This is a genomic window from Blastopirellula marina DSM 3645, from assembly GCF_000153105.1.
Lineage (GTDB): Bacteria > Planctomycetota > Planctomycetia > Pirellulales > Pirellulaceae > Blastopirellula > Blastopirellula marina.
The window spans coordinates 2,023,040-2,035,706 of the sequence record NZ_CH672376.1 but is presented as its reverse complement, the minus strand read 5'-3'; the positions used below and the strand labels follow the sequence as shown (position 1 = coordinate 2,035,706).

At 57.0% G+C, this 12,667-nt stretch carries 14 protein-coding genes; 8 read left to right on the top strand and 6 right to left on the bottom strand.

The features are described from left to right. Positions 1 to 173: 173 nt before the first annotated feature. A complete protein-coding gene (locus DSM3645_RS10205) occupies positions 174 to 917 on the top strand; it encodes a metal-dependent hydrolase (RefSeq protein ID WP_002652063.1) in 744 nt (247 codons plus the stop codon). Then, positions 917 to 1,399, top strand: a complete 483-nt coding sequence (locus tag DSM3645_RS10200; protein ID WP_002652062.1) for a PH domain-containing protein — start codon at positions 917 to 919, stop codon at positions 1,397 to 1,399. Before DSM3645_RS10205 ends, DSM3645_RS10200 begins: the two co-directional genes overlap by 1 nt. On the opposite strand, the gene dtd is transcribed toward DSM3645_RS10200, so the two are convergent. The 3 genes from dtd to DSM3645_RS10185 form a co-directional block, all read right to left on the bottom strand. Then, on the bottom strand, positions 1,396 to 1,845 hold the full coding sequence (dtd, locus tag DSM3645_RS10195) for a D-aminoacyl-tRNA deacylase (protein ID WP_002652061.1): 450 nt from the start codon (positions 1,843 to 1,845) through the stop codon (positions 1,396 to 1,398). The two genes, DSM3645_RS10200 and dtd, sit on opposite strands and share 4 nt — an antisense overlap. Beyond that, entirely contained in the window at positions 1,842 to 2,501 is a 660-nt protein-coding gene (locus DSM3645_RS10190) for a hypothetical protein (RefSeq protein WP_002652060.1), read from the bottom strand. The genes dtd and DSM3645_RS10190 overlap by 4 nt, the downstream gene beginning before the upstream one ends. A gap of 344 nt (positions 2,502 to 2,845) precedes the next feature. Next, positions 2,846 to 4,372, bottom strand: coding sequence for a sialate O-acetylesterase (locus tag DSM3645_RS10185; RefSeq protein ID WP_002652058.1), 1,527 nt, complete (start codon positions 4,370 to 4,372; stop codon positions 2,846 to 2,848). A 268-nt stretch (positions 4,373 to 4,640) separates the two neighbouring features. On the opposite strand from DSM3645_RS10185, the gene DSM3645_RS10180 reads away from it, so the two are divergent. The 4 genes from DSM3645_RS10180 (at position 4,641) to DSM3645_RS30430 (ending at position 7,697) form a co-directional block, all read left to right on the top strand. Continuing rightward, positions 4,641 to 5,330 carry a 3-keto-disaccharide hydrolase gene (locus DSM3645_RS10180; protein ID WP_002652057.1) on the top strand — a complete coding sequence of 230 codons (690 nt, stop codon included), beginning with the start codon at positions 4,641 to 4,643 and terminating at the stop codon, positions 5,328 to 5,330. Between the two features lie 132 nt (positions 5,331 to 5,462). Beyond that, entirely contained in the window at positions 5,463 to 6,269 is an 807-nt protein-coding gene (locus DSM3645_RS10175; protein WP_131282406.1) for a site-2 protease family protein, read from the top strand. Next, a complete protein-coding gene (locus DSM3645_RS28035) occupies positions 6,250 to 7,053 on the top strand; it encodes a hypothetical protein (RefSeq protein ID WP_131282403.1) in 804 nt (267 codons plus the stop codon). Before DSM3645_RS10175 ends, DSM3645_RS28035 begins: the two co-directional genes overlap by 20 nt. 386 nt (positions 7,054 to 7,439) lie before the next feature. Beyond that, positions 7,440 to 7,697, top strand: a complete 258-nt coding sequence (locus DSM3645_RS30430; protein WP_050769340.1) for a hypothetical protein — start codon at positions 7,440 to 7,442, stop codon at positions 7,695 to 7,697. A 94-nt stretch (positions 7,698 to 7,791) separates the two neighbouring features. On the opposite strand, the gene DSM3645_RS10160 is transcribed toward DSM3645_RS30430, so the two are convergent. The 3 genes from DSM3645_RS10160 to DSM3645_RS10150 form a co-directional block, all read right to left on the bottom strand. Then, positions 7,792 to 8,874, bottom strand: coding sequence for an Mrp/NBP35 family ATP-binding protein (locus tag DSM3645_RS10160; protein WP_002652052.1), 1,083 nt, complete (start codon positions 8,872 to 8,874; stop codon positions 7,792 to 7,794). Between the two features lie 24 nt (positions 8,875 to 8,898). Further along, positions 8,899 to 9,327, bottom strand: coding sequence for a hypothetical protein (locus DSM3645_RS10155; RefSeq protein ID WP_002652051.1), 429 nt, complete (start codon positions 9,325 to 9,327; stop codon positions 8,899 to 8,901). Positions 9,328 to 9,405: 78 nt separating this feature from the next. Beyond that, entirely contained in the window at positions 9,406 to 10,770 is a 1,365-nt protein-coding gene (locus DSM3645_RS10150; protein ID WP_040351754.1) for a helix-turn-helix domain-containing protein, read from the bottom strand. Between the two features lie 137 nt (positions 10,771 to 10,907). Between DSM3645_RS10150 and DSM3645_RS10145 the strand changes: the two genes are divergently transcribed. Continuing rightward, on the top strand, positions 10,908 to 12,092 hold the full coding sequence (locus DSM3645_RS10145) for a M20 family metallopeptidase (RefSeq protein WP_002652049.1): 1,185 nt from the start codon (positions 10,908 to 10,910) through the stop codon (positions 12,090 to 12,092). Positions 12,093 to 12,169: 77 nt separating this feature from the next. Next, on the top strand, positions 12,170 to 12,544 hold the full coding sequence (locus tag DSM3645_RS10140; RefSeq protein ID WP_002652048.1) for a hypothetical protein: 375 nt from the start codon (positions 12,170 to 12,172) through the stop codon (positions 12,542 to 12,544). Positions 12,545 to 12,667 lie beyond the last annotated feature (123 nt).

Sequence of the window (12,667 nt, the reverse complement as noted above, 5' to 3'; positions counted from 1 at the left end):
CCGCGGCGAAGCAGTATATCGACCCGATCGTTTCGCTCGAAGATCAGTTTCGCCGCGATGCTAGCGGCGGAACGTTTTGGACTGGCGTCGCCGCGCACGTTTCGCGTACAACCGCAGACCGTCGGTACCCGTACGTCGCGCTCGAGAAATCAAAGGATGGAAGCAGGGGACTCATGGCCGGTTTCAACACCCACATTACGACCAGCACCATCATCGGCGTTGGCTATGGCGCCGCCGCCTATACTTTCATGCCTGACATTTCGGCGACCACCTGCATGCTGAGCGCAGGGCTGTGCAGCATCGCCGGCATCTTGCCAGATCTCGACAGCGGTTCAGGGCGCCCAGTGAAAGAAATTTCGGCGTTTGTCGCCGCAATGGCGCCGATGCTGATGATCGATCGTTTTCGCCGGCTCGGCATGGATCCCGAAGCGATCGCACTCGCCGGTGCGATCATCTACATCGTGATCCGGTTTGGCGTCGCCGAAGTTTTCAAAAAATACACCAAGCATCGCGGGATGTGGCACAGCGTACCGGCCGCGATCTCCGCGGCGCTCTGCGCGTTTCTGGTCGTGTCTGGCGATGAACTTGATATCCGGTTATTAAAAACGGGCGCCGTCTTCCTCGGCTTCATGGTCCACTTGACCCTCGATGAAATCTGGAGCGTCGAATGGCATTCGTTTCGACCGCGATTCAAAAAGTCCTTTGGCACGGCGATCAAGTTTTGGAATCCCAATAGCATGTGGTCCAACGTCTCGACCTATGCAAAACTGGCCGTGCTGCTGTTTGCGGCCGTGGGCGATCCGCTGCTGATGGAGCACTATCATCTCCATCCGTCGTCGCAAGAGCTGCAAGAAGCGCCGGCGATGGCCACTCAGCCACAAACATTTCAACCGCAGACATTTCCGATCACGCGCTGATGGAAAACCCGCTTACGCTTTATCCCAGCGGTCGCCGCGCCATGTTGATGGCCGGCGCCAGTTCGCTTCTGGCGCTCTCCTGCATGGCGCTCGGCATCTCTGGAAAAGAGATCGGGTACGTCGCTGGCTTTTTCTTCGTCGCCTGCGGCGTGCTGGGAACCGCCGAGATTTGGCCGCGCAGCTCTTGGTTACGTATCGATGAGACCGGGATTCGTTACTGCTATCTTTTCACGTCGCAGCATGTCGCCTGGGACGAGATTGATCGCTTCGAGTCAGAGCTGGTCAGTCACTCTGGATTGTGGGGGCAACAGATGACCGGCTTCTATCGCAAGCCGGGCCCTCAGCAAGACGAAAAACGCAATCGCTTGGATGAACTGTTGCCGAACAACTATGGCCGCAGCGCCAAAGCGCTGACGAAGCTGCTGAATCAATACCGCGTCCATTTCACACGCGAACAAGCGACGCCGCCCGACGAAGTCTAAAACTGTTTGCGACTATCCAAGAGGAGCGTCACCGGGCCATCGTTGAGGAGCGAGACTTCCATCTGCGCGCGGAAGACGCCGGTCTCCACAGGCAACCCCAACCGACCAACGGCGGCGACATATTCTTCGTACAGCACGTTGGCCAACTCGGGCGGCGCCGCGCCCGTGAACGCCGGTCGACGACCTTTGCGACAATCGCCCAACAACGTGAACTGACTGACGGCCAGCACCGCGCCGCCGATGTCGATCACCGAGAGATTCATCTTGCCCGCGTCATCTTCAAAGATTCGCAGGTTCGCCGTCTTGTCAGCCAAGTAGGCGACATCGGCGCTGGTGTCGTTGGGTTCGACGCCGAGCAACACCAGCAGGCCTTGCTGAATCGCGCCGACGATTTCGCCTTCGACGCGAACACTGGCCGAAGCGACTCTTTGCACGACGGCTCTCATTCGGCCGGCTCCTGCGGCGCCGCGAAGTGGGAGTCATCTCGAATCGCAGAGACGGCGGCGGTAATCGCTTCGATCATTTGATAGTTCTCTTGAATCAAAGTCGCTTGACGAAACAAAGCGAGCGCCACAAAGCCGACCGTGAGAAACGCGGCGATCGAGTGGGGAGTCGCCATCGCCGCGGACCACTGGGGAAAATTGTCAGGACTTGCGGCGACGCCGCCCATGGCGACCAAAACCATCATCGCAACCATGCTGCTAATCGCCAAGGGAAACGCTTGACGCTTGAGCGCTGCACTGCGGATCGCCCATTGGGGATCGAGACCGTACGCTTCGGTCACTTCTTTGCACCAGCGACTTGTGCCGACAAAGTAGGTGACGCCGATGCTGCAAACGGCGACACAACCCAGCGTTCCCAGCATGCCGATTAAAATGTGGAAACTAGCGCGCGAGCGGGTTGCGTCCCACACCGCCATCTGGGCGGCTAGTTTTTCTTCACTTTGCGGATTACGTCGCGCGAGCGGCTGACGCGACTCTTCCGCCAGGGCGTGCAAACTTTCGTAGTCGCCGTGATAGTCGCCGATCCGCAGCCCCAGCAGAAGATTCAACGCCAACAGCGACGCAGCGGCGATCGAGATGATGCGAAAGAATCCAGCCAAAGTCCCCTGCCCTGCTCTACGGCGTACGGAAAAATAGGAAAGCGCCGATTATAGGCGGCGCCGCGGTTTGGAACTACGGATGGAGAAGAAGAATGGAGCGCCGGACCATAGAACCGTTACGCAAAAATCACCTTCGTCCAAGGCGCGAGTTTCGTTGGAAGAACCTATCGACTGGACCTTCGCCATTGTCGGCAAGCTTGCTTTCCGGCCATGTTTTTCCGTGATCTTCACCGTGCCCTCCATGTTCTATTCTTCTTGGATTTCCAAATTGCGCATGAAAAAGATCGCTCGCACTAAAAGCGCGAGCGATCTTTCGATGGATCTTCTTCTCGAACCGACGTCACTTATTCCGGCTTGTCGCTTCGGAACGGCGTCACCGGCAAGCCGGCCGAGTTTTGCAAGGTGCAGACCGGGTTGTCCGCCCACGCATAACGAACGCTGACCGGCTCCTTCACGCTGGGACTCGAAACTTCGACCTTGTCGTCGCCGACCAGCTTGGCCGTCGCCCACACATATTTGCCATCGGCGCCGGCGATCGCGAAGCCAACCGGTTGCTGGGCGTCAAACGAATACAACTTCGTACCGTACGTGTTGAACGTGACAAGCGCTTTGCCATCTTTCACTTCCAAGCTTTTGAAGCGAGGGCTTTGATACGGAACCGCAATTCCGTAGTCGCGAGCCAGCGCGATTCGCGCCAAGCGCTTCGCGACATCTTGCTTGTTACGCGGATGAATGTCGCGACCTTCGCCCAGATCGATGATCACCGCTTCCCCCGTGTTCGGCAGCTTGTCCATTGTGAAGGTTTGCGACTCACGCAGGGCAGCCCAACTGCTGTCGACAGGCTCTGGACTCTCGGCTTTGAAGTCCGCCAACTGGACCCAATAAAACGAGAAGTCTCCTTGCGCCCAATCGTCGCGCCAGTTTTGAATCATCATCGGGAAGAGATGTCCATACTCTTCGGGACGACCAGCGTTCGATTCGCCTTGATACCAGATCGCGCCGCGGATGCCGTAGCCGATGATCGGGTTCAAGACGCCGTTATAAAGATTCGCCGGACGATGGTTTCCGTTGACGCCGGGATCTTTGGGGGGCTGCGGCTTGTCCGCTGATTTCTTGTCGGACGACTGATTCCAAGTCGCCAGCGCCGTTTTGTAATCGGCCAGCTTCGCATCGTAATCAGCGACGCGTTGGTCCCAGCCCTTCAACATGTCGGCATAGCGAGTATCCGCTTCCAACAAGTCGCGATTGGTCCAAGCTTCGGCCGCCGAACCGCCCCACGCGTTGTCGATCAATCCAACCGGTACGTCGAGCGTTTGCTGCAACTGACGACCAAAGAGGAAACCAACTGCAGAAAAGCCCTTCACCGTTTCCGGCGTGCAGACGTCCCACTTGCCGTTGAAGTCAGACTTGGGCGACTGCGCGGCGACGTTCGGCACGGTGATCAAACGCAACTGCGGCAGTTTGGCGGTCAGCACTTCCAGATCGGCGTCGATGGCGCGATCAATGGGCCACTGCATGTTCGATTGGCCCGAGCAAACCCAGACCTCACCGACCAGCACGTCTTCGATTGCAATTTCGTTCTTGCCTTGGATCACCAAGCGATGCGGGCCGCCTGCCGGCAACTCGCCCAACGTGACTTTCCAATGCCCGTCGGCGTCGGCAGTCGCTTTGCCTGCCAACGAAGCGACCGAGACGGCGACCTCTTCGCCCTTGGCGGCCGTGCCCCAAACGACGACCGGCAGATCGCGCTGTAGCACCATGTGGTCCGTAAAGAGAGCCGGTACCTGGACTTCGGCCTGGAGGCGGCTAGTCGCAAAGAGCGCAGACAGACCAATTGCCGTCGCGGCAATCTGGAGGAATCGAAGCTTCATTGGGAATCTCCAATAGCGAGGTGAATAAGTTGAGGGGGGAGGGAAACGAACTGGCAGGAAGCAATCTGCGAGAAGGGACATTATAGTCGCCTCGCCGCGGAAATGGCATTTCACGCGAAATAGCGACTATTTTCGCTTGCCATCGAGTGCGATAGGCAATCTGGCGGCCAAAACCTGGACAACTAATCGACAACGCGCAGATACTCAACTATCCTGAGATTTTGACAACCAATCAATCACCCCCCTGCCCTACCCCTGGAACCTAAGTATGTTGAAACGAATCGCCTCGGCGCTGCTGCTTGGATTGGTCGCTTGCTCTTTCTCGCTGGCGGCGGACGCCGATGGCTTCAAGCCGCTATTCAACGGCAAAAATCTGGAAGGCTTCACGCAGCACGGCGGCAAAGCGGTCTACACGATTGAAGGAGACGAGATCGTCGGCACGTCGACGCTGAATACGCCCAACACTTTCCTTTGCACCAACAAAGAATATGGCGACTTCATCTTGGAAGTCGATTTCAAAGTCGATCCGAAACTAAACTCCGGCATCCAGATCCGCAGCCAGGTCTTTCCCGAAGCCACAGAAGTTGACTTTGGCGATGGTAAAATGAAAAAGATGGCCAAGGATCGCGTCCACGGATATCAAGTCGAGATCGACCCTTCGGCTCGCGCTTGGAGCGGCGGCATCTATGACGAAGCTCGTCGTGGCTGGTTGAACGATCTGAAGAACAATCCGGAAGCAGGCAAAGCGTTCAAGCAAGATGACTGGAACCATTACCGCATCGAGTGCCGCGGCGATTCGATCAAGACCTGGATCAATGGAGTTCCGGCGGCCGACCTGAAAGATGGCCTCACGTCGAAAGGTTTGATCGCGCTGCAAGTTCACGGCATCGGCGGCGACAAAGAGAAAGCGGGCACGCAAGTTCGCTGGAAAAACATCATGATCAAAGAGCTCGACTAACGCTCTGGGTACATTCCGTTAACGAAAACGCCGCGCAGAGATGTGCGGCGTTTTTCGTTTCGGATCGAGTCCAACCGCGCTTCGTGCTAGAATTTGGTCGACAACTCGCTTTGCTTTCTCTCAGGATACGACGTGAATCTCTCTGCTCCTCAACCAACCAGCTACGATATCCAGTTTTCCGCCTTCGGCATTCCTGTCCGGATCAGCGTCTATTTCTGGATCACGGCGTTCTTACTCGGCTATCAGTTTGGGCAAGCGTTCAGTCGGGGGGATGTCGGCACGTCGGATCCGCGCGTCGTGGTCATTGCGATTGCGGTCATCTTTTTATCGATCTTGATCCATGAGTTGGGGCACGCCATGTTCATGCGCTGGTATGGCTTCTCGCCGCAAATCACGCTTTATCATTTTGGCGGGTTGGCGAGCTATGACCCTGGCTTCTCACCGCATGGCGCATCGTATCGACGCGCCGGCAATTCGACCTGGGCGCGAATTACGATCTCCATCGCCGGACCATTGGCTGGCTTTTGTTTCGCGGGACTCACCTTTCTCATTCTTGTGGGAGCAGGCTATCTCTCTGGGCGGCCGCCGTTGGCGCTAGAACTGCTTCGACCAGGCAACGAAGTCCTGGGGGCGGGCACCCATGCAATTCGCGCCTTAGTTTGGATCATTTTGTTCATCAATATCGGTTGGGGCGTTTTAAATTTGCTGCCGGTTTATCCGCTTGACGGTGGACAGATCGCACGCGAACTATTTCTCTGGTTCAATCGCGTGAACGGCCTGCAATACTCGCTCTATGCATCGATGGCCTTCGCGGGACTGGTGATCTTGTTCGGCGCGAATTTCGGCGATTCGTTTCTGGTGATCATGTTCGCTCTGTTGGCGATGGGTAACTACCAACAACTCTCCGGAGGGAATTCCTTTGGCGGACGTCCCTGGTAGCGCACCGGTCTCTCCGACTGTTGATCCAACTTCACAACGCTGCATCGTACTTGGCGCGAGCAACGTCGCGCAGTCATTGGGATCGGTCATTCGTCTGGCCGATCAATCCTTTGGGCCGCGCATGAACATGCTGATCGCAGGCGGACGCGGAAGATCTTTTGGATCGACCAGTTACTTCGCAATGCGACGCTTGCCCAGCATCTTACAGTGCGAACTTTGGAACGCGGCCCAAGCGCAACCACCGCAAGCGACCACCGCCGTCGTGACCGACATCGGCAACGACATTCTGTATGGTCGCAACGTAGAAACGATCATCACGTGGGTGAGTGAATGTCTGGCGCGATTATGCAGTTTGAACGCCAAGATCACGCTCGTCGGCTTGCCTCTTGCGCGCGTTCGGCGATTAAACGCCTCTGCGTTTTATTTTTTTCGCACTTTCCTGATCCCGCGCAGCCGCATGGATTTGAGGACCACGTTGCAGCGCGCTGAGGAGGTTGATCAACGACTGCGCGACGAAGCGGCGACGTGCGGCGCAACGTTTATTGAGCCGCATTCAAGTTGGTATGGAGTCGATCCAATTCACTTGCGATCAAGTCATGCGCAAGCGGCTTGGCGCAGTTACCTGAGCGCGAATTCACACAACGTGACAGCGCAACCGAAAGTGCGGAACTCCCTTTACTATCAAGTAATTACGCCGCATGAACGTTGGATCATGGGACGCAAACAACAGCGTCCGCAACCATCGATTCACCTTGCCGGCGGCAGCGTCGTTTCTCTTTATTGAACGATGCGCCAGCGCAAGATGAAACAGCGCTGCGCTATCGCGCGCTCGCGCTATTGTTGGTTGCCGCAACATGCGCCGCGCGTCTCTTCGCACATCGTTGTTGCGCGCTGCTCGCGATGTAAAAAGTTGCACGTTCTGTTCATCACGCTACAAATTGTGTGGAAAACGTGTTGCAATAAATCCGATTATGCGTACAACTTAAAACAACTTTGTCTAGCAGGGGCCAATTGCTAGAGCGAAGCGATTCACTTAGCTGCACGGCGACGAGAACGCTTCGTAGGAATTATTGTTTTGTTGCCGGCGCTTTTGTTCATTGGGCATTCTTCCATGGTAGGAAGTTGCATGAGCGAATCACGTCGGCGGCGCTAACGAACGGAGGACGTATCGTGGCCACTAAGAAAAAAGTTGCAAAGAAGAAGACCGCCAAGAAGGTCGCCAAAAAGGCTTCGCCGAAAAAGGCAACCAAAAAGAAGGTCGCCAAGAAGGCCGTAAAGAAGGTCGCTAAGAAGTCGACCAAAAAGGCGCCTGTCAAAAAGAAGGTCGCCAAGAAGGCTACCAAAAAGGTCGCCAAAAAGGCTTCGCCGAAGAAGACCGTGAAGAAGAAGAAAGTTGCGAAGAAGAAGACTGCGAAGAAAACCGCCTAGTCTCTTTGCTTCATGCACAGCGATACAACGAGAAAGAGCCGCCAACTTGGCGGCTCTATCCTTTTCTTGTTCGCCTATTTCGCCAAACTGCGATTTACAGCACCGTTAAGGTCGGCATCGGCGGGTTGGCGGCGGCATTTTCCGCCAAGCCGCGCACCAGGTTTTGGCAAATCGCCTGAAAATAAGGGGCCGTTTGCTCATCTTGAACCACTTGCGGCGCTGCGCCTTGGTCTCCCTTTTCGCGGATCGAGATGGTGATCGGCACGTCTCCTAAAAACGGCACGTTCATTTCGTCCGCCTTCTTCTTTGCGCCCCCTTTGCCAAAGATATCCCACTCTTTGCCGGTGTCAGGACAAATGAAACCGCTCATGTTTTCGACCACGCCCAAAACCGGAATCTTCACGGTCTTGAACATCGCGATCGCTTTGACCGCATCCAGCAGCGCCACATCTTGCGGCGTGCAAACGACCACGGCGCCGGTTAGCGGCAACAACTGACTGAGCGTCAACGCAATGTCGCCGGTCCCCGGCGGCATGTCGATGATCAGATAGTCGAGTTCGCCCCATGCGGTGTCGCGCAAGAATTGGGTGATCGCGCCGTGCAACATCGGGCCGCGCCAGATGACGGCTCGTTCTGGTTCGACCAGAAATCCCATCGACATCACTTTGACGCCGTCGCGCTCGAGCGGAGCAATCTTCTTTTCGGCGATCAGTTCTGGCCGTCCGCTTAATCCCAACAAGTGCGGCACGCTGGGACCATAGACGTCGGCGTCTAACAAGCCGACCTTGGCGCCGGCATTCTTTAACGAGAACGCGAGACTCGCGGCGATCGTGCTCTTTCCCACGCCCCCCTTCCCTGACCCGACGGCGATCACGCTGCGCACGGTCAGTCCGACCTGGCCGATCGCTTCGATCTTGCGCGTATGTTCGGCCAGATTGACGCGAATCTCTTTCAGCTGCGGCAACTCGGCTTTCAGCAAGTCGATCGCCTTCTGCTTCGTTTCTTCCCACAACGGCGCCGAGTGCGTCGTCAGCTCTAACGTAAACGACAGGTCGCCGTTCAGCAGATCAATCTCTTTCACCTGGTCCGTCTTCGTCACGGGGCGACCCGAGAAAGGATCGGCCAACTTATCAAGAACGCGAATCACGTCAGGAACTTGCGGCTGCGAATCGGACATGCAAATTTACTCCGGCCTTGTCAACTATTCGGGATGTTCTCTCCACGGAAGCGATCGCCAGATCGAATCGATCGGCGTTTCCGCAGCGAGATCAGGAAATTGTGCCTGGCGACGTCGCACCAAGCGAATCAGGGGGTCGAGACGCCAGCGCCCGATCTGCACCCAAGCGGCGCCTGCCTCGTAAGCGGTGGTCGCCAAACTGCGATCCTCTTCGGCCAACAGCACCACCAAACACATGTCAGGAAACTTGCGCTGCAATTGAGCGGACGCTTCCAGCAAGCGTGCAAATCGGACAGCGTCGCAACCACGGGGCGCCGCAATCGCTAATATTGAAGCGGGGCTCGCCCGAAATTGAGGGAGCCAACGCTCGAGACTACGCGTCTCCCGAATCGGCAAATCGCCAGCCGCCGCTTTCAAAGCGACCGCCCAGCGGCCGTCGGTCTCGTGTAACACGCATATCGATCGTGGCGCCATTCAACTACTGGAAATTATGGTAAGTTCGAGAGAATAGGATGACAACCGGACGCAATTCTAGCCGTCGCTCGGCTCCGAGTCCGATTCCGAAGCTTCGAGCCGACGATGCAACCGTGCTCGGGAGACGCTAAGCAGCTCGGCCGCCTTCGATTTGTTCCCTTTTGTCTGTTCCAGGGCACGGCGAATCAACTCTTCTTCGACCTGCGCCAAAAAGGCGTCCAATTGGATGGGTTCGGCCGGCTTGGCCGCAAACCGCTTCGCGTCGCGGGCATGGCGAATCTTTTTCGGCAAATGCTCGGCATCGACCCAGACCGAGTCGGTCGCCGCCGCCGCTTCGGCGATCACCGCCGCGAGTTCGTCAATATTGCCAGGCCAATCGTAGTCGAGCAGCACATCGGCCGCATGTTCGGTCAGGCCACGCAATTGTTTAGCGCCTTCGAGATTGTGTTGTTCGATCAATGCCTGCGACAACAGCGGGATATCCTCAGGGCGATCACACAGCGGGGGCAGCGCGATTTCGATCGTCGACAACTGAAAAGCCAAATCCTCTCGAAATTTTCCATGCTCGGCCACTTCCAACAGCGACTGCCGCGCGGTCGATACGATCCGCAGGTCCATGTCGATCAATCGCAGCAGATGAAAGAGTTCGGACTGCGCGTCTCCTGGCAATTGATCGGCGTCCAACAAGATCAACGACGCATTCGAAGCGTCATCCGCTTCTTTACAGCGCCGCACGAACGAGCGCACGGCGCTTTGAATCAACTCGGCGTCCATTAATTCGCCGCGAATCGAGATCACCGGGCCGCTCCCCTCTCCATGCAGCGCATAGCAGACGGTCCGCGCGGCATGCTCTCGTCCGCTGCCGGCGGGACCAAAAATCACCACCGGCAGCCGCGTTGTCGAAGACAAGGCAATTTGACGACGCACTCGGCTAATCGACTCACTCTCACCGATCAAACGACTCGTGGCGAATCGCTTGCGCCAACTGCGCCGCCAAACCCGCAGTTGATCATGCCGTTGATCGGCTTGGGTCCCCTCCCCTGCTCCGACTTGCGGATAACAGATCGCCAGTGCGCCAAAAGCGCCCCCGTCGCACTGGAGCGGAGAGAATTGCACGCTGTAAGCGCTGCTATGGCCATCGCCTGTGGGCAACGTAAGAGGAACTTCCATCCGCAGCCCGGCAAAAACATCCGGCGGCGGCGCCAGATCGGCCGCTTGTTGCTGCCGCGGCGGCAGCTGTCCCGCCGCATGGTACCGACATTTCATTCCCAACAGCTCGTCGGCGGCATCGCCCAGCGCGCGTCGACAAGCGTCGTTCAAGTACGCCAACTGCTGATTTTGATCGATCGCGTACGCCGGATACGCATGATCGTTCAAGATTTGGGCCAACAAGCTGGCAGGTCGGGTACGTGGTCGCGCCATGAAAAAAACCAGATCCTAGGGTTCGCTTAACGCTTCCTATTATAGACGCTGCGGCGGTTGCTCGGCTGGCCCTCTTTTTGCCGCTTCGATAGGATGGAAGGGGTGATTTGTGTCGAACTCTTCAAGAGAGCCCCCCTATGACGTCGGACGTCGTCGCGCTGCTGCAACAGTTGATTCGGATCCCCAGCGTCAATCCCATGGGAAGAGACGTCCAGGGAGAGATTTACTACGAGGCCCAGCTGACTTCGTTTCTCGAGCAATACGTCGCCGATTGGGGTTATTTTTGCGAACGCCAGCATGTTTCTCCGCAGCGTGAAAATTTGCTGATCGCCACCGTCGACTTGTCCAAGCTACCGCCGGACCGCCCAATCTTGATGCTCGAAGTCCATCAAGACACCGTCCCCGTCGACGGCATGTCGATCGATCCCTTCGCCGCCGAGATTTGTGACGGCCGCGTCTACGGCCGCGGATCCTGCGACATCAAAGGGGGAATGGCCGCGATGCTGACGGCGATCTCTCGCTTTCGTGATCTGCCGATCGAGAAACGCCCTGCCGTGGTGTTGGCCTTAGCCGTCAACGAAGAGCATGGCTTCACCGGCGCCAAACGCATGACGCAAGGCTGGACCGAAGGCCAATCGAAACTCCTCACGCGGCCTCCTGCGGCGATTGTCGTTTCGGAACCAACCATGTTGGATGTGGTCGTCGCGCACAAAGGGGTTGTCCGCTGGAAGTGTCACGCGAAAGGGATCGCCGCCCATAGCAGCAATCCGTCGATCGGCGCCAACGCGATCTACCGCATGTCGAAAATCGTCAACGCGCTCGAACAGCACGCGACCCAACTGCCAGGCTCCATCTCACCGCTGGTCGGCGGCCCAACGCTAAGCGTCGGAATCATCAGCGGCGGCGTCAGCGTCAACACGGTCCCCGATCATTGCAGCATCGAAATCGATCGACGCCTGGCGCCCGGCGATAATCCACTGGTCGCCCAACAAGCGGCGATCGACTTTGTCGCCCAGCAGTTGGGCGATCCTGACTGGATCGTGCACGACCAGCCGTTCATTATTTCGCCCGGCCTGGCGCCGACCCACAATCAAGCGCTGGCCGAGGCGCTGGTCGCCACGCTGCAGCAATGCGACATCCAAGCGAAAACGATCGGCGTTCCGTACGGAACCGACGGCGCAATCCTTAGCCAAGGAGACGTACCCACTGTTGTTTGCGGCCCCGGCGACATCGCCCAAGCCCACACGCACGACGAATGGCTGGCGATCGATCAGCTGGAAAAGAGCGTTGAAGTCTACGAGACCTTCTGCCGTCAGTTTTAATACAAGCGGCGCGACCGCGTGTTCTTCTGTAAAAAAATTTGTCATAACACTCACAGCTTGAATCAGGAGCCCAAGCCATGGCGAATTTTCGTTGCGAACGAATCTTACTTCGCATCAATGAAATGATCCGAGACTTTGATCCCAACGCTGGTCTCAATCATGAAGAACTCGCCTGGTCCCTTGGATTCGAGCACGACTATGAGCCGGGCGAACCGCAAATGTGGGATTTCGTTTCGGGACCGGGCGAACGTCCCCGCTGGCATTCCGCGCTGAAAGGGTTAAATGTTTTGCGCCAATTGATCGACCGCTTGGAACAAAAATCGACCGCGGCGCCAGAATCGTCAGACACGACTCAAAAACAAATCGAAGCACTTCGCTCACTGGAAGACAAGCTCGACACCATCGATACTTACGATCGCAAGTTTTCTCTGTTGGCCAAGGACCTGGCGTAGCAGCTGCCATTGGTCCGCACAGGGGCCCCCACTTTTTACAGAGAGTTCTCTGCACGCATTAAAAAAGCGGAACGCCTAGTCGGGCGTTCCGCTTTTTTGTTTGTGCGATCGGTTCGGCGCGTC